Source organism: Rhodococcus sp. 5A-K4, from assembly GCF_046097995.1.
GTDB classification, from domain to species: domain Bacteria; phylum Actinomycetota; class Actinomycetes; order Mycobacteriales; family Mycobacteriaceae; genus Rhodococcus_F; species Rhodococcus_F erythropolis.
On the sequence record NZ_JBJURM010000006.1, the window covers coordinates 287,168 to 303,157 of the forward strand.

The 15,990-nt window shown below is 63.2% G+C and carries 15 protein-coding genes; 5 read left to right on the forward strand and 10 right to left on the reverse strand.

Features of this window, described 5'->3' with window-relative positions:
- Both ACKAMS_RS11120 and ACKAMS_RS11125 read right to left on the reverse strand, forming a co-directional pair.
- Window positions 1–1,290 (reverse strand): ABC transporter substrate-binding protein, encoded by a 1,290-nt coding sequence (locus tag ACKAMS_RS11120; protein WP_003946022.1) that lies wholly within the window; start codon window positions 1,288–1,290, stop codon window positions 1–3.
- Between the two features lie 170 nt (window positions 1,291–1,460).
- Entirely contained in the window at window positions 1,461–2,534 is a 1,074-nt protein-coding gene (locus tag ACKAMS_RS11125; RefSeq protein ID WP_003946073.1) for an ABC transporter ATP-binding protein, read from the reverse strand.
- 114 nt (window positions 2,535–2,648) lie between these two features.
- Here ACKAMS_RS11125 and ACKAMS_RS11130 point away from each other — a divergent pair, with 114 nt between their 5' ends.
- The 3 genes from ACKAMS_RS11130 to ACKAMS_RS11140 are packed head-to-tail and all read left to right on the forward strand — an operon-like array spanning window position 2,649 to window position 4,394.
- Window positions 2,649–3,473 (forward strand): DUF2786 domain-containing protein, encoded by an 825-nt coding sequence (locus ACKAMS_RS11130; protein WP_024487897.1) that lies wholly within the window; start codon window positions 2,649–2,651, stop codon window positions 3,471–3,473.
- The gene (locus ACKAMS_RS11135) at window positions 3,470–3,967 is read left to right on the forward strand and encodes a TIGR04338 family metallohydrolase (RefSeq protein ID WP_020971418.1); all 498 of its coding nucleotides are present in this window, start codon (window positions 3,470–3,472) and stop codon (window positions 3,965–3,967) included. The genes ACKAMS_RS11130 and ACKAMS_RS11135 overlap by 4 nt, the downstream gene beginning before the upstream one ends.
- Window positions 3,968–4,025: 58 nt before the next feature.
- Window positions 4,026–4,394, forward strand: a complete 369-nt coding sequence (locus tag ACKAMS_RS11140) for a helix-turn-helix domain-containing protein (RefSeq protein ID WP_408989038.1) — start codon at window positions 4,026–4,028, stop codon at window positions 4,392–4,394.
- On the opposite strand, the gene ACKAMS_RS11145 is transcribed toward ACKAMS_RS11140, so the two are convergent.
- The gene (locus ACKAMS_RS11145; protein WP_003945993.1) at window positions 4,395–4,982 is read right to left on the reverse strand and encodes an ATP-dependent Clp protease proteolytic subunit; all 588 of its coding nucleotides are present in this window, start codon (window positions 4,980–4,982) and stop codon (window positions 4,395–4,397) included.
- Between the two features lie 4 nt (window positions 4,983–4,986).
- The gene (locus tag ACKAMS_RS11150; protein ID WP_020909763.1) at window positions 4,987–5,595 is read right to left on the reverse strand and encodes a ClpP family protease; all 609 of its coding nucleotides are present in this window, start codon (window positions 5,593–5,595) and stop codon (window positions 4,987–4,989) included.
- Window positions 5,596–5,900: 305 nt separating this feature from the next.
- Here ACKAMS_RS11150 and ACKAMS_RS11155 point away from each other — a divergent pair, with 305 nt between their 5' ends.
- Complete coding sequence (locus ACKAMS_RS11155) at window positions 5,901–6,695, forward strand: LLM class F420-dependent oxidoreductase (protein ID WP_020971420.1); 795 nt, start codon at window positions 5,901–5,903, stop codon at window positions 6,693–6,695.
- Here ACKAMS_RS11155 and ACKAMS_RS11160 read toward each other — a convergent pair.
- Genes ACKAMS_RS11160 through ACKAMS_RS11170 form a run of 3 tightly spaced genes read right to left on the reverse strand, consistent with a single transcriptional unit; the run spans window position 6,617 to window position 10,928 of the window.
- Window positions 6,617–7,846: a CaiB/BaiF CoA transferase family protein gene (locus tag ACKAMS_RS11160; RefSeq protein WP_408989039.1), complete on the reverse strand. Its 1,230-nt coding sequence runs from the start codon at window positions 7,844–7,846 to the stop codon at window positions 6,617–6,619. The two genes, ACKAMS_RS11155 and ACKAMS_RS11160, sit on opposite strands and share 79 nt — an antisense overlap.
- Window positions 7,843–9,558, reverse strand: a complete 1,716-nt coding sequence (locus ACKAMS_RS11165; RefSeq protein ID WP_408989040.1) for an acyl-CoA dehydrogenase family protein — start codon at window positions 9,556–9,558, stop codon at window positions 7,843–7,845. Before ACKAMS_RS11165 ends, ACKAMS_RS11160 begins: the two co-directional genes overlap by 4 nt.
- Window positions 9,558–10,928, reverse strand: a complete 1,371-nt coding sequence (locus ACKAMS_RS11170) for an MFS transporter (RefSeq protein ID WP_283385261.1) — start codon at window positions 10,926–10,928, stop codon at window positions 9,558–9,560. Before ACKAMS_RS11170 ends, ACKAMS_RS11165 begins: the two co-directional genes overlap by 1 nt.
- Before the next feature lie 146 nt (window positions 10,929–11,074).
- Between ACKAMS_RS11170 and ACKAMS_RS11175 the strand changes: the two genes are divergently transcribed.
- Entirely contained in the window at window positions 11,075–11,953 is an 879-nt protein-coding gene (locus ACKAMS_RS11175; protein WP_408989041.1) for a LysR family transcriptional regulator, read from the forward strand.
- On the opposite strand, the gene ACKAMS_RS11180 is transcribed toward ACKAMS_RS11175, so the two are convergent.
- Genes ACKAMS_RS11180 through ACKAMS_RS11190 form a run of 3 tightly spaced genes read right to left on the reverse strand, consistent with a single transcriptional unit; the run spans window position 11,950 to window position 15,829 of the window.
- Window positions 11,950–13,641 carry an acyl-CoA dehydrogenase family protein gene (locus tag ACKAMS_RS11180; RefSeq protein ID WP_408989042.1) on the reverse strand — a complete coding sequence of 564 codons (1,692 nt, stop codon included), beginning with the start codon at window positions 13,639–13,641 and terminating at the stop codon, window positions 11,950–11,952. The genes ACKAMS_RS11175 and ACKAMS_RS11180 overlap by 4 nt on opposite strands.
- Window positions 13,642–13,651: 10 nt before the next feature.
- Window positions 13,652–15,157: a class I adenylate-forming enzyme family protein gene (locus tag ACKAMS_RS11185; RefSeq protein WP_020971425.1), complete on the reverse strand. Its 1,506-nt coding sequence runs from the start codon at window positions 15,155–15,157 to the stop codon at window positions 13,652–13,654.
- Between the two features lie 36 nt (window positions 15,158–15,193).
- Complete coding sequence (locus tag ACKAMS_RS11190) at window positions 15,194–15,829, reverse strand: TetR/AcrR family transcriptional regulator C-terminal domain-containing protein (protein ID WP_007735239.1); 636 nt, start codon at window positions 15,827–15,829, stop codon at window positions 15,194–15,196.
- Between the last annotated feature and the right edge of the window lie 161 nt (window positions 15,830–15,990).

The following is a 15,990-nucleotide window of genomic DNA, read 5'->3' on the forward strand; positions in this document are numbered from 1 at the left end:
TCAGTTACCGGCGGTTTCGATGCCGGCCTTGGTGTCCGCCAAAGCCTGCTCGACGGTCTTCTCGCCGCGAATAGCAGCGTAGGTGTTGTCGGAGATCGACTTCGACACCTGCGTGTAGTACGGCGTGACGGGGCGCGGCTGAGCGGTAGCGAGTGCTTCCTTCAGGGTCGCGAAGTACGGGAACTGAGCGAGCACTGCCGGGTCGTCGTAGACAGCCGAGAGGACGGGTGCGCCGCCGACCTCGGTGAAGTACGTCTGCGACTTCTTGGTCTGCATGAACTCGAGGAAGTCACGAGCCGTTGCCGGCGCGTCGGAGTACGCGCTGATGCCGACGTTGTAGCCGCCGACGGTCGAAGCGCCCGGTCCGTCGACACCCGGAAGAACGGTGTAGCCGTACTTGCCGGCAACCGAGGTCTTCTCACCGTCGACCGAGAAGCCGGACCACGTGCGCATGAAGAGTGCCTTGCCGTCACCGAACGCGGTCTGCGACTCGCCCTCGGAGTAGGTCAGTGCTTCCTGCGGGATGGTGTTGTCGGCGAAGTTGTCGACGATCGACTGAACGCCTGCCTTCGTCTTGTCGTCGATGGCCGGGGTGAGTCCGTCCGGGCCGACCCACGGGCCGTCGAAAGCGTTGGTGATCTCGGTGGTGTTGACCGTCAGGCCCTCGTAGTTCTTGAACTGACCGATGTAGCAGGAGATGCCGGCTTCGACAGCCTTCGGGCAGTTTTCCTTGAGCTCGGCCCACGTGGTGGGAGCCTTCTCGACGAGGTCCTTGCGGTAGTACAGGAACGCGGCGTTGGTGTTCTTCGGCGCTGCGTAGAGCTTGCCGTTGTAGGTGCCCGACGCGACGGTCGACGGCAGGAGGCCGGACTCGTCGATCGCGAGGTCACCCTCGAGCGGCAGCAGCCAGCCGTTTGCGGCGAACTGAGCGGTGTTGACGACGTCGACGCCGATGAGGTCGTACTCGTCGCTCTTGGCCTGCATGCGCTGGGTGATGTCGTCGACCTGCGCGTTGGCTTCCTTGGCCAGCGGCTTGAGCGTGACCTTCTCGTCCGGATGCTCCGCATTCCAGTCGGTGATGATGTTTTCGAGCGCCTCGTTCAGGGCATCCTGCCCCTCGACGATCGTGATGGGTCCGCGGCCTTCGCTCGAGGACGATCCCCCGGATGCGGCCGTGGTGCTGGTTCCGCTGTCCTTGTCCGAATCGGACGAGCAGCCTGCCAGTACCAGCATGGACGCTGCCGTGGCTGCAATTGCAGCGCGGCGCATCGCCTTCGAGTTCAGAACCATGGATTCGCTCCCCGTATGTGTATGACAAATAGACGGTCACCGAGAGCCGGCTCACGGCATGCGCCATGGGTGCCGGCTCCCGGCATCGGCCCCTACTGTGGCACGAGACACCCCTACTTGTGGGTATTACGCCGAACCTGAATCGGTCATGTGTCGTTTGACAGGTCCACCTAACCCAGGCGACGCCCGTCGGTGGTGGCAAAAATATGCACCTTCTCAGGGTCGACGCGCAGGTTGACGCGCTCGCCCTTCTGCGGCGGATTGCGCCAGTCACCACGCGAAACGATCTGCTGCAACCGTCCGCCGATCGTGGTGCGTCCGTAGACGTAGGCGTCGGAACCGAGTTCCTCGACGACGTCGACCTCCATCGGCAAGCCTTCGGCGGCGATCTCGAGGTGCTCGGGGCGAATACCCAGAACAACCTCGGTTTCGACGACACCGTTCATCGTCTCGCGCGGAACGGGAACGATCCCGTCACCGAATGCGACGCCGCCGTCGACGACGGGGAGGGTGAACAGGTTCATCGCGGGTGAACCCATGAAGCCGGCAACGAAGACGTTCTTCGGCTTGTTGTAGAGCTCACGCGGCGAGGCGCACTGCTGCAGGATTCCCTTTTCGAGGACGGCGACGCGGTCACCCATCGTCATGGCCTCGACCTGGTCGTGGGTCACGTAGACCATCGTCGTCGCGAGGCGTCGTTGCAGCTGAGCGATCTGCGTGCGCGTCTGAACACGGAGTTTCGCGTCGAGGTTCGAGAGGGGCTCGTCCATGAGGAAGACCTGCGGCTGGCGGACGATGGCGCGGCCCATCGCCACTCGCTGACGCTGGCCACCGGACAGCGCCTTGGGCTTGCGGTCGAGGTACGGCTCGAGGTCGAGCATCTTCGCGACCTCTTCGACGCGGGCGCGGATCTCCGTCTTGTTGGTTCCGGCGAGCTTGAGCGCAAAACCCATGTTCTCGGCCACCGACATGTGCGGGTACAGCGCGTAGTTCTGGAAGACCATCGCGATGTCGCGCTCTTTCGGTTCCTGACCGGTGACGTCGCGGTCGCCGATGAGGATGCGCCCGCTGTGGACGTCTTCGAGCCCGGCGAGCATGCGCAGGGTGGTCGACTTTCCGCAGCCGGATGGTCCGACGAGGACGAGGAACTCGCCGTCCTCGATCTCGAGGTCGAGCTTGTCCACTGCCGGGGTGTTCGATCCGGGGAACAGGCAGGTGGTGCTCTCGAAAGTCACTGAAGCCATGACGGGGTTGATCCCTTCTACCGGCAGGAACGTGCCGGACGATCCAAGTTGAGGGTGAGCGTGTGCGCTAGCAGCATAAACGTCCGTGTCGGCGCGCGAGCGTAGTCTTTCACGGTGAGTTCGGAGAAGATGCTGACCCGCATCGGTGCGCTGCTTCGCCAAGCGGAGTCCACCGACAATCCACACGAAGGTGAAGCCTTCATGGCCGCCGCGCAGCGGTTGGCCACCGGTTCCGCGATCGACCTGGCGGTCGCGCGGGCGCACACCGCGTCCTCGGAAAAACGTGCCACACCCACTCAGCGGCTCATCACCATCGGCGAACCGGGCAAGCGCGGGCTGCGAACGTACGCCCAGTTGTTCATCGCGATCGCCGCTGCCAACGACGTACAGTGCGACATCGCGCAGACGTCGGCCGTCATCTACGCCTACGGCTTCGCCGGTGACATCGACGTGTGCGAAGCGCTGTACTCGAGCCTGCTCTTCCAGATGGTCCGTGACTCCGACGCGTACGTGCGCTCCGGGGCGTACCGCGGCGAAACATCCGTGCGGACCGTCGTCGAAACTCGTGGACGACGACGCGTCAACACGCAGGTCCGCAAGCCGGTGGCCGGAGTGACGGCGCGCCTGAACTTCCAGATGGCGTACGCGTCCCGCATCGGCGCTCGGTTGGCCGAGACGAAGCAGGAGACGGAGAAGGCGGCGATCGCAGAATCTGCCACGTCGTCTTCGGAAACCGCACTCGTGCTGCGCAACAAGGAAATCGAGCTCAAGGACTACTACTCGTCCAACTCCAAAGCGCGCGGGACGTGGCGGGGTGGTGGCCGCGCGAGTGCCGGGCATTCCTCGCATGCTCGACGAGCGGGTGATCGGGCGGCGCGCTCCGCACGTCTGGGAAACCTTCCGGAGATCGGCGGGGTGCGCGGGCAGCTCGACTCGTGAGGGATACGCAGCGGAACGCCGTTTACGAGGCAGAGACGTTGGTGCGCACCATGTTCGATCGCGCCGACGAGCGCGGACTTCGGAGCGTCGAGGTCATGGGTTCCACCATCACGTTGCCGGTCGAGCGCAAATTCGGTTCCGTGGAGTCGGTCCAGGCGTACTGCGATCAGCTACTCGGACTGAACTGGGTACTCGCGACCTGGCCTCGCGCAACCATTCCGGTGTCCGTACGCTCCCGCGCCGGCAATGCCGCCGCTCACTACTCGAACGACGTCATCGCCGTCCCGGACGACCGTGACGGCCGGTGGGCGCTACGCGAATTCGTTGTCTTGCACGAACTTGCGCACCACCTCGGCGACCCCACTTCCGACGAGGCCTCCCACGGGCCCGAGTTCGTCGACCGCTATACGAGCCTGGTCGGTGAGATCATCGGACCCGAGGCGACCTTCGTTCTTCGAGCGATGTTTCTTGCCGGTGGTGTTCGAACGGACTAGATGTCAGCCCTCGGTGAACCGGGTGGTGTGCGAACCGGTCGGCTGGAATACTCGGCCTATGGATGCGCCGCGCAGACTGGTCCTGGTCAAGGGTGAGTCGGAACCCCCCGATCCGGCTGTCGCCGTGCGCAAACCCCCGCTGATTCGTGAAGCCTACGGACGAGTGCTGCGGGAGGTCAGACGCGATCAGGACCGAACTCTCGACGACGTAGCCGCAAAGGTCGGGATGTCGAAGCAGTACCTCTCCGAGATCGAACGGGGCAAGAAGGAACCGTCGTCGGAAATTCTGCGCGCCATCTGCGAAGCGCTCGGGATGCCGCTCGAGCACCTGCTGTTCCGAGCGGGCAACAGGATCGTTGCGCTCAACTCCCTCACCTTCGGACATTCTCCCGCACCGATCTCCGGTCCCGTCCTGATGGCAGCCTGATCAGTTCCCTTCGATGAGGGTGTCAGCCAGTCCGTAGGAGATAGCGTCGTCGGCAGTGAAGATCCTGTCGCGATCGGTGTCCTTGCGGAGCCGCTCGACGCTCTGACCGGTGTGCTTACTCAGAATCGCCTCGGTCTGCTCCCGGATTCTCAGGATCTCGGCTGCTTGAAGCGCGAGGTCCGAGATGGTGCCGCTACCTTGCGTCGACGGTTGATGCAGCAGCACCCGCGAATGGGCAAGAACATGCCGATGGCCCGGAGTGCCTGCGGCCAGAAGCACTGCAGCAGCCGAAGCCGCTTGCCCCATGCAGTACGTCGAAATCGTCGGCTTCAAGAACTGCATGGTGTCGTAGATCGCGAGCATCGCCGTGGTGGAACCGCCGGGAGAGTTGATGTACAAACCGATTTCGCGATCCGGGTTGTCGGCTTGCAGATGCAGCATCTGAGCCATCACGACATTGGCGACGCCGTCGTCGATCTCTGTGCCGAGAAAGACGATGCGTTCGTTGAGCAGCCTGCTGAAGATGTCGAAAGATCGCTCACCCGTTGGTGTTCGCTCGATGACACTGGGAATCGTGTACTGGGACATGACGTCACAATCCGATCTTGGGGAAGGTGGCTTGCGGTGCGATCTCGGCGAAGGACGTCACGACGCGGTCGACGATTCCGTACTCGCGCGCCTGCTCGGCGGTGAACCAGCGATCCCGATCGCTGTCGGTCTCGATCTCTTCGACGGTCCGGCCCGTTTCGGCGGCGAGGATTTCCTGCGATTGACGCTTCATCAGCTCGAGGCTCTCGGCCTGGATCGCAATGTCCACCGCAGTGCCACCGATACCCGCCGAAGGTTGGTGCATCATGATGCGGCTGTGCGCCAGGCTGATTCGCTTGCCGTGGGTGCCGGAGCAGAGAAGCACCTGGCCCATGCTGGCGGCGAAGCCCATCGCGACCGTCACGACGTCGTTGGGGATGAGCTTCATAGTGTCGTAGATGGCCAGGCCGGCAAACACCGATCCGCCGGGTGAATTGATGTAAAGCACGATGTCGCGCTTGGGGTCGGTGGTGGCGAGGAGCACCAGTTCCGAACACACCCGTTCGGCCATGGCGTCGTTGACCTCGCCGGTGAGCAGAATCGTTCGCTGTCGGAAGAGCCTGTCTGTCAACAGGTCACGGTAGCCGGTATCGGTGGGCGCTTCAGTAGTCATGAATCCATTCCTACCGGCGCGGCAGTGCCGCGGCCCCGCCTGTCTGCTGTGGGCAGACCACCCCTGTTTTTGCCTGCCCCCTGTTTTTGCCCGCCCCCTGTTTTTGCCCGCCCCCTGTTTCTGCCTGCCCCCCCTGTTTGAGCGAACGGCACGTTCAGTCGATCTAAGGCGCCGAAAGTACCGTTCGCTCGAAAAGGGGTGGGTACAAGAGCGGGCAAACCCGTCACCGACGGCGGCGGTAGCGGTACCGCGCACACCCGGCCATGATGGGAGAAGACAACCATTCCTCTCGTCAGGAGCGTGGCATGACTCGTCCGGTACGCATCGGTGTTCAACTCCAACCCCAGCACGCACCCGATTACGGGTTGATACGCGACGCCGTCTTGCGGTCCGAGGACGCCGGGGTGGACATCGTCTTCAACTGGGACCACTTCTACCCGTTGACCGGCGATCCCGACGGCGCCCACTTCGAATGCTGGACCATGCTCGGCGCCTGGGCCGAGCAGACCGAACGCGTCGAGATCGGCGCCCTGGTCACCGGTGGTGGCTACCGCAATCCGGATCTGCTGGCCGACATGGCGCGAACCGTCGACCACATCAGCGGCGGACGCCTGATCCTCGGCATCGGTGCCGGCTGGTTCGAGAAGGACTACGACCAGTTCGGATACGACTTCGGCACTCCCGGTTCACGGCTGAAACTGCTGGGCGAATACCTCCCCCGCATCACGGGCCGCCTGGCGAAGGGCAACCCGCCGCCGACGCGCAACATCCCGGTCCTCATCGGCGGTGGCGGCGAGAAGAAGACCCTGCGCTTGGTCGCCGAGTACGCCGACGTCTGGCACAGCTTCGGTGACCGCGAGACACACCTGCGCAAGTCAGGCATCCTCTCCGACCATTGCGCCGACGTAGGCCGGAACCCGCTGGAAGTAGAGCACTCGGTTCCGTGGCCTGGGCTCGAGAATGCTGCTGACCTGGTCGCCGACGGTGTCTCGCTCTTCACCGTCGGCGTCAGCGGACCGGACTACGACCTCACGACGCTTGCCGAGGCCATCGCTTGGCGCGACGACAACACACCGCCTGCGTTGAGCGGGCTGGCCTGAGCGGTACCAAGGACTTCGTCGTTGTCGGCGCCGAGAACGGGCGGCGCCGACGTCAGACGTGGCCTCTGGCCGGAGAAGTTGACCGGAAAGGCCACTTGCTTCAACGGTCCGAGCGTCGGATGGTCCACGGTTCCGACCATTCCGAGCGCGGCGGTGTGGGGATCGGAGTAGATCTCGTCGAGATGGCGGATCGGTGACACCGGCACCGCGCGTTCGGCGAGAAGAGCGCACCAGTGTTCGACGGTTTCCGATGTGAAGGCGCTGGTGAGTTCTCGTTCCAGACTCTCGCGGTTCTCCACCCTGTCGCGGTTGTGGGCAAAACGCGGATCGGTGACCAGTTCACTCCTTCCGATGGCCTCGCACAGCGACGCCCACATCCCGTCGTTGCCGACAGCGATGACGAAGTACCCGTCGCTGGCAGGAAATGCTTGATACGGAGCAAGATTCGGATGACCGGAGCCCAACGCAGTCGGGCGCTCACCGGTGGCGAAGTAACTGGTCGCCCAGTTCACGTGCATCGCGAGTTGGCACTCGTACAGCGACGTGGTCACGTACTGTCCGCGCCCGGTCCGGCCTCGCTCGACCAATGCAGCCAGGACACCGACCAGTCCGAAAAGCGCTGCGCCCAAGTCTCCCAACGCAAACCCGGATTTCATCGGAGCACCACCCGGTTCACCGGTGAGCGACATGAGCCCACCCGCGGCCTGCGCGATCATGTCGTACCCCGGTTCGTCGCGCAGCGGTCCTTCTTCACCGAAGGCAGAGATGTGCAGGGTGATCAGATGCGGGTATCGCTCGGACAGCGCCTGGTAGTCGAAGATCTTCTGTAATCCGCTGCCCGGCTTGAAGTTCTCCACGACTACATCGGTCTCTTCGAGCATGCGGTGGATGATCTCCTGTCCTTCGGTGGACTTGAGGTCGATCGTGACCGACTTCTTACCGCGGTTGATCGCGAGATAGTAGGCGGCATCTACCCCGACGAAGGGAGGCCCCCACGAACGCGTGGGGTCGCCGCCTTCAGGGTGTTCGATCTTGGTGACGTCGGCACCGAGATCGGCAAGCGACATGGTTGCGTACGGCCCGGCAAGGATCTTCGACAGATCCAGAACACGGACGCCGGCGAGGGGTGTGGGGCCTGTTGGCGAGTTCACCGATGACCACCTGCTACAGAGAGGAACTCGGCTACGACGTCACGTGCATCATCCAGCTCGACGTCACCGCCGTCGGTGATCACGTCGAGATTGCCGAGCGCAGCCGACGGCACCTTCCCCACAAGACCGGCCAGGTAGGAATTAGCCACCAGCAGTGACCGGTACCCATTACCGTGTCGGATGCCGTGATCCGCAAGATCGAAAAGCAGGGTCGCCATGACGGCACGAGCCAACTCGTCGGCATACTTTGCGCTGGCGGCCTGGGCGGCATCGTCAGATCCGGAGATCAGACGATCTCCTTCCTCTACCAGTTCCTCCCAGCGCCGCAACAGAACTCCGGCCCCGGCTTCGCAATCCGGTCCGACGGTGGACAAGATGTCCGTCATCGCTTCCGCGACCGTGCGGTGCGAGTTGAACTTGCGTAGGCACCGAAGTACGTCCAGCGCAATGACATTGCTAGAGCCCTCCCAGATCGAGCCCAAGTGGGCATCCCGCACTAGTCGCGCGTTGGCCCATTCCTCGATGTAGCCGTTTCCTCCGCGCACCTCCATGGCCTCGCCGGTGACCACCCGCGCGCGTTTGCAGACAAAGTGTTTGGCGATCGGTGTCAGTACCCTGATCAGTGCGCGCGCCTGTTCGTCGCCGCCGTCTGCTGCCTGAAGACACTGTGCGCTGTACGCGACCAGGGCTAGCGAAGCCTCGGCATCGAGTGCAAGGGGAAGAAGCGTCGCCCGCATCAGTGGCTGGTCGAAGAGCTTCTTACCGAACACGACTCGGCTCTTCGAATGTTCGACGGCTTCGCGGACTGCTCGGCGCATGAGAGCGCTCGAACGCATCGCATTGGAGAGGCGAGACGTGTTGACCATCTCCGCCATCTGGCGGAACCCTCGATCGAGTTCACCGACCTGGAGTGCGTGCGCGCGGTTCAGCGTCACCTCGCCGCTCGGCATGGAACGCGTACCCAGCTTGTCCTTGAGACGATCGATCGTGAGGTTGTTGCGCTCGCCGGATCCCAAGGTCTTGGGCACCATGAACATTCCAACTCCACGCGTCGAACCATCCTGTCCGCCCGGGAATCTTGCGAGGGTGATGATCACATCGGCATCCGGGTTGGAGGCGAACCACTTCTTGCCCGTCAGAACCCATCCGTCACCGTCGCGCTCGGCGCGTGTTTCGGTGCAGGCGATGTCGGTGCCTGCCTGAATCTCGGTCATGAACATCGCACCCGTCTTCGCCTGCTCGGGGTCCGTCGACGTCAACGCGTCGATCCAGGGCGAGAACACGGCCGGATCACCGAACATGCGCAGGGTCCGCGCAGCAGCATCTGTCATCGACACCGGGCAGGCCAGCCCGAACTCTGCCTGCACGAAGATGTACGACGCGAGGTACTTCGCGAGTGGCGGATGCACGGAGTCCCATCCGTGCAACCCTTTTCGGTGCGACATGGCGGACAGGCCGTACTCGTTGTACGCCGCCCGGCACAGTTCCAGGTAGGCCGGGTGATAGGAAATCCGGTCGACGCGGTCACCGGCCTTGTCGAATTGCTGCAGCACCGGCGGGTTCTTGTCTGCGATGTCGGCAAGCTCGGACAAACGGCCGGCGGCATCTCGGCCCAGTCGGTCGAGCAATCCGTTCAACGTCTCTCGGTCCGCCCCGGCGGTCCATCTGTCCACTACCGCTGTCAGAGCGGGGTCGGTGTGTGCAAAGTTCATCAGTGGTCAACGCCTTTCAGGGTGGAAACATCGGTCATGTTCGAGGAGCTCGTCGAATTCGGCCCTTGCGCGTGCAGCGCACTCCTGCGCAACAATGCCGTCATACAGACAAGGGAGAGAACGACATACACGAGCCCAAGAGCGACGACCGGCCAGATCGAGTTGGTTCGCGTCAGCAGATACTGGCTGACCATCGGGGCTGTTCCGGCAAAAACGGCGGTCGACAATTGGTACGACAGAGAGATGCCGGTATACCGAACATTGGTGGGGAAAACCTGCGCCAGAATGCCGGCCAGCGCGGCGTAATACATTGCGTGAGGCGCCGTCGCGAGGACCATACCCAGAATCGCCAAGGGCACGGAGCCCGTCTGAACCAGCACGAACATCAGTGGTAGGAGCACGATCTCCGGAAGCAGCATCCAACGGACCGCTTTCGACGGATCGATCCGCGTGGCCAGCACAGCACCGAAAGGCTGTACGAGCGCCTGGGCTACCAGTGCCACGGTGATCACGAGGAGGAAGTCACTGCGCTCGAAGCCGAGATCCGTTGTCGCCCAAGAGAGCGCAAAGGTTGTCTTGACGTACGTGATGGCAACACCGGCAACCACAGCGCCGACGCCGAGAGCAAGTTCGACGGGATGCGAACGCAACACTTCAACCAGCGGCATCCGTGTACGTTCCTGTGCCGCAACAGCCTTCTTCATCTCAGGTGTCTCGGAGATGTGCAGTCGGATGTAGAGAGCGACGATCACCAACGCTGCGGATCCGAGGAACGGCAGACGCCAACCCCACGACTCGAACACGGAATCCGACATCAACGTCAGGCCGAGGAAGGCCAGCGTCGCGAGCAGGTTGCCGACCGGTGAACCCTGCTGCGCAAACGCACCGTAGAGCACCTTTTTCTTCGGGGGAGCGAACTCGGTGGCGATCAATACGGCGCCACCCCATTCGCCGCCCATGGCAATGCCCTGGAGAACACGCAGTGCCACAAGCAGTATCGGCGCCCAGATCCCGATCTGGGAGTACGTAGGGAGGAGGCCGACACCGACGGTCCCCAAACCCATGAGCGCGAGGGTGATGATCACGGCGTTCTTGCGACCGAACTTGTCTCCGAAATGACCGAACACCACTCCGCCGACAGGACGAGCCACGAATCCCACGGCAAAAGTCGCGAAGGCTGCGAGTGTTCCCACCGCCGGCGACGCATCCGGGAAGAACAGCGGGCCGAGCACCAAGGCAGATGCGGTTCCGTAGATGTAGAAGTCGAACCACTCGATAGTCGTTCCGACAAACGCCGTGATTCCGGCCTTGCGTGCCTGTTTGGTGTTGTATTCAGGCGGATTGGTGTCTTGACCTGGGTGTTGATCCACGGTTCTCCCTGATTCTCGCGTCGGGCATCACCAAGGGATGCAATGTGAGGCGTGAATCACTATCGTCCGAAATCCATGTAGAGTCCAAGACTTAGTTCGACTCATTTATGTGGAAGAACCACATAATGAAACCCGGGAGGAGCGACATGGAATTGCGTCAGCTGCGCGCGTTTCTCGCAGTCGCCGACGAGCTTCATTTCGGCCGGGCCGCCGAGCGACTCCACATCGGGCAGTCCCCGCTCAGCCAGACCATTCGGGCGCTCGAGCGCGAACTCGGCACCGACCTGTTTGTCCGGACCACCAGATCAGTGCAATTGACCGCAGCCGGCGAAGCCTTGGTCACGCCCGCACGAATCATCGAAGCGCAGATCGCCGTCGTACGAGATATCGCATCAGCGGCGTCAACCGGGGAAACAGGCCGTGTCACGGTGGGTTTCGGCGGAACGGGCGGCTACACGGTGCTGTCGGCCCTCACACGATCGCTGGCCGACTCCCATCCGGGAATCGAACTGGACCTACGGCCGCAGATGTACTCGGGTGAGGTGCTCGACGCTCTCCGACGCGGAACACTCGACATGGGCATAGTCGGCCTGCCCATTCCGCGCGGATTCGAGACTCACACTGTGCGCGAGGAAACCTTGATGGTCGCGGTTCCGGCCAGGCATCACCTCAGTACCAGGGACTCGGTGTCACCGGAAGACCTGGCGACCGAGCGATTCGTGATGTATCCCGCCGAGCACGGCTCGGTGGTGCGCGATGCGACGTTGTCCGTCTGCGCCACAGCAGGTTTCACGCCCACCGTCGCGCACGAAGCCCCCGATCCGTACAGCCTGTTGGCCATGGTCGGAGCGGGGGTCGGGATCGCCGTCGTCGTGGAGTCGACGGCGCATCTGTCCATGGACGGGGTCGTGTACCTGCCGATCGCCGGGGCCACGCCCACGCTGAAAATCGCGATGGCATGGCGGCCCAACAATCCGACGGGGGCAGTACACACCGTCACCAGGGTACTGAGGGAGCAGCCTTAGGCTCTCGCGAGAATTCCGGCGAAATCTGTTCCCACAGGCAGAGTTCCGTACTCGTGACCACGGTCGGCGCCGAGGCGAGCGGCAATGAACGCATCGGACGAGGCGGCCGGGGAGTGGCGCACCATGAGCGAAGCCTGCAGCGCCAACGCCATTGCCTCGACGACGGTCCGAGCGCGGAGCTGGGCGTCGGCGGGTGCCATCGTGGCGAGCTCACCGAGTTGGCGTCGTACCCGATCGAGGTGCTGATCGAGGACCGGGTTGTTGCCGCGAGCGAGGTTGACCTCGTGGTCGAAGGCGGCAACGGAATCGGGTTCACGGGTCATCGCGCGCAGGACATCGAGTGCGATGACGTTGCCCGACCCCTCCCACACGGCCATGACGGGCTGCTCACGGTAGCGACGGGCAAGCGGGAAGTCCTCGGTGTAGCCGTTACCGCCCAGGCATTCGAGTGCCTCGTAGGAGTGGTGCGGGCCGCGCTTGCAGATCCAGTACTTCGCAACAGCCGTCGCGAGTCGGCGGAACGCCTTTTCCTGCTCGTCCGCGTCCTCGTCCTGCGCGCGAGCCAATCGCAGTGCGGTGATGGTGGCGGCTTCGGATTCGAGAGCCAGATCGGCAAGCACCGACGTCATCGCCGGCTGATCTGCCAGGACGGCACCGAAAGCGCTTCGGTGCCGTGCATGCCACACCGCTTCGGCGACCGACTGACGCATACCTGCCGTGCTGCCGAGGATGCAGTCGAGTCGCGTCTGGGACACCATTTCGATGATGGTCCGCACGCCACGACCCGGTTCGCCGATCATGGTGCCGACGGTGCCGTCGAGTTCGATCTCGGACGACGCGTTGGACTTGTTGCCCAGCTTGTTCTTCAGACGCTGGATGCGGAAGATGTTGCGTGTGCCGTCGGGCAGGATGCGGGGGAGAAGGAAGCAGGAAAGTCCCTCACCGGCTGCACCTTCGGCCTGAGCAAGAACCAGGAAGGCGTCGGACATCGGCGCGGAGCAGAACCACTTGTGTCCGGTGAGCAGGTAGTCCGCACCCGGGCCGCCACGTCCGGCCGGCTTGGCGATGGTCGTGTTGGCTCGCACGTCGGAGCCGCCCTGCTTTTCCGTCATGGACATTCCGAATATCGCGGATGCCTTTCCGGGAGCATCCAACTCGGGGGTGTAGCTCCGAGAAAGGGCTCGCGGCGTCCAGATGGCGGCCACGTCCGATTGCAGCTCGAGCGAGGGGATCACGGCGTGCGTCATGGAGATCGGGCACGCGTGGCCCGGTTCGACCTGGGAGAAGAGCATGAATGCCGCGGCCCGAGCCACGTTGGCACCCGGCTTGGGATCAGCCCAGGCAGAGGTGTGCGCACCGTGCGCTACGGCAGCAGAGATGATCCGGTGATACGACGGATGGTATTCGACCTCGTCGATGCGGTTTCCCCAGCGATCGAAGGTCTTCAATTCGGGGATCACCGTGTTGGCCAGCTCGGCGTCGTGCTGGAACCCGGCACTGCCGACCAGTTCACCGATGTCGGTGAGCTCACTTGTGGCCCAAGCCGCGTCGTGGCGCGCGACCCCTTCGGCCAGGACCGTATCGAGCAGGAACTCGTTGACGTCCGTGCGCGGTACCGACTGGTTGAGCACTGCATGGGTGCGATGCGGAGCCGGGTGGGTGACGGTCTTCTCGGAAATATCAGTCATGACAGGCCTTTCAGCTCGCTGCGCGGATGAGGTGCTTCTGGATCTTGCCGGTCGGTGTACGCGGAAGAATGGTCGCGAACACCACTTCACGCGGAATCTTGTAGCGCGCCAACTTGTCCGAGAGGTAGTCCTTGATGTCGTCGGCGCTGATGACATCCGGTTCACGCCAGACGACGTGTGCGACGACGGTCTCGCCCCATTCTTCGTTGGGTTTTCCGACAACGGCGACGTCGACGACGTCCGGGTGGCCGGAGATCACGTCCTCGACCTCCTTGGAGTAGACGTTCTCACCGCCCGTGATGATCATGTCCTTCGCGCGGTCGACGATGAAGAGGTAACCGTCCGCATCCTTGCGCGCCAGATCGCCGGTGCGGTACCAACCTCCGTCGGCAAAAGCAGCCTTCGTGGCAGCGGGGTCGTCGAGGTACCCCTGCATGACGGTGTCGGCGCGCAGCCAGATCTCACCGATCTGATCGGGCTCCGCGTCGGTGCCGTCATCGGCAACCAGGCGCAGGTCGACGCCGGCCAGCGCGACGCGGCCGATCGAGCCCGCCTTGCTCAACTGCTCCTCGGGGTACAGCACAGTGCCCACCGGCCCGGTCTCGGTCATGCCGTAGACCTGCCGGAATTCGGTGGTGCCGTACGACTCCACCAGTCGCCGAGCGACATCCGCGCCGATCGGTCCGCCGCCGTACAACCACGCACGAACGCTACCGAGGTTGTAGTCGGCAAAGTTCGGCACGAGGTTGAGTGCAGTGGTGTAGATGACCGGCGGGCCGAAGCAGAGGGTAATACGTTGTTCCTGAACAGTTTCCAGGAATTTGACGGGATGGTACTCGCGCAGCAGCACGACGGTTCCGCCCATGTAGAGCGTGGACATGAACCAGTTGTTGAGCGGGGAAGCGTGCCAGATCGGGACGGCCATGAGCAGGCGCTCGTCCCGAGTCGTCGACACGGCGAGGGCCGCGGTGACGGCAACACCGACGACGTTGCGGTGGCTGTGGACGCAGCCCTTGGGCGAGCCGGTGGTCCCCGAGGTGTAGAGGATTTCAGCCGGATCGTTCTCGTCGATGTCGATACCGTCAACGCCCTCTTGGCGGGTGATGGCGTCGTCGAAGAAGTCGAAACCGTCTGCGACAGAGTCCGTGCTGATCAGCTTGGCCGTTGTCTCCAGTCGACCGACAACCGGCGCCAACTCACCGTCGAAGACGCACACCGACACCTTCGCGTGTCCCAGCACGTAGGCAACTTCCGGAGTCTGCATCTTGTGGTTGATGGGGACCACGACGGCGCCCAAGCGCCAGGCACCGAGCATCGCGTACACGAATCCCGGAGTGTTGTAACACATCAGCGCGACGCGGTCGCCCGGCTGCACGCCCAGCGACTGCAAATAGCCTGCGGCGCGTCGACTTCCGTCCTGAACCTGGGAGTACGTGTGATCGTGACCGTCGAATATCAGGAAGGGTTTGTCCGGGGTCTTGGTGACGTTGCTGTCGAATACGCGAACGATATTCATCGAAGTCCTTGTCGGAGAATCACGCTCGAAGAGAGTTCATTCCATCGAGCTGTTGAGTACGGCGTCGGGTATCTGGAGAGTGGCGAAGATGACGGCGACCGCCTCCTCGAGGGAGTAACCGAAGCTCTCGCCGGTGGCAGTTTTCTGAATGACGAGGCCGAAGATCGCAGACCAGAAGGCCTTGGATTCGACGTCGATGCCCGCGCGCAGCTGCCAGCCGGTGCGGATCAAGGTACGGAGGAGGGCTGTTTCACCCGAGGAATGCAGAGTGCGAAGCGTCTCGGAGATCAGATCGCGGAGTTCACCACGGCGACCCGTCATCATCATCGCTTCCACGAACAGTTCGACACTGGGAGCGCCCGAGCCGAGGAGTGATCCGACCAGCTTCTCGGTGTAGTCGCCCACGGTGTCGGCGTCGGCGGCATCGACCTCGGCACGCTTGCCTGCGCGCAGAACGGCTGCACACGCCACCTCGACGAAGAGCTTCTCTTTTGAGCCGTAGTAGTAGGTCACCTGGTTTGGATGGGCGCCGGCGGCGGTGCAGATCTGCGCGATGGACACGCTGTCGCCATGTTCGAGGAAGAGCTCGGTTGCAGCGTTGAACAGCGCCATGCGCGTCTGCTTGCCCGACTCACGCGTCGCGCGCGCTGCGGGAACTGACTCGGTGACCATCACGAACTCCTACTTGTTTGTATGACAAACAATAACTCGGCGTTGTTTGTATGGCAAACAATTTCTCCCGGTACGACCCAAAGTTGCTGCGAAACACTCACATCAACCCCGCGATCGGGAACGTTCGACTGCGCTGGCTGCGCTTCGATACGACGGGTGCA

Excerpts from the sequence above, each read along its gene's own strand:
- ACKAMS_RS11180 (WP_408989042.1), bottom strand. The coding sequence starts at position 13,641 with ATGACTGATATTTCCGAGAAGACCGTCACCCACCCGGCTCCGCATCGC.
- ACKAMS_RS11120 (WP_003946022.1), bottom strand. The coding sequence starts at position 1,290 with ATGGTTCTGAACTCGAAGGCGATGCGCCGCGCTGCAATTGCAGCCACG.
- ACKAMS_RS11190 (WP_007735239.1), bottom strand. The coding sequence starts at position 15,829 with ATGGTCACCGAGTCAGTTCCCGCAGCGCGCGCGACGCGTGAGTCGGGC.
- ACKAMS_RS11150 (WP_020909763.1), bottom strand. The coding sequence starts at position 5,595 with ATGACTACTGAAGCGCCCACCGATACCGGCTACCGTGACCTGTTGACA.
- ACKAMS_RS11125 (WP_003946073.1), bottom strand. The coding sequence starts at position 2,534 with ATGGCTTCAGTGACTTTCGAGAGCACCACCTGCCTGTTCCCCGGATCG.
- ACKAMS_RS11185 (WP_020971425.1), bottom strand. The coding sequence starts at position 15,157 with ATGAATATCGTTCGCGTATTCGACAGCAACGTCACCAAGACCCCGGAC.
- ACKAMS_RS11140 (WP_408989038.1), top strand. The coding sequence starts at position 4,026 with ATGGATGCGCCGCGCAGACTGGTCCTGGTCAAGGGTGAGTCGGAACCC.
- ACKAMS_RS11175 (WP_408989041.1), top strand. The coding sequence starts at position 11,075 with ATGGAATTGCGTCAGCTGCGCGCGTTTCTCGCAGTCGCCGACGAGCTT.
- ACKAMS_RS11155 (WP_020971420.1), top strand. The coding sequence starts at position 5,901 with ATGACTCGTCCGGTACGCATCGGTGTTCAACTCCAACCCCAGCACGCA.
- ACKAMS_RS11165 (WP_408989040.1), bottom strand. The coding sequence starts at position 9,558 with ATGAACTTTGCACACACCGACCCCGCTCTGACAGCGGTAGTGGACAGA.
- ACKAMS_RS11145 (WP_003945993.1), bottom strand. The coding sequence starts at position 4,982 with ATGTCCCAGTACACGATTCCCAGTGTCATCGAGCGAACACCAACGGGT.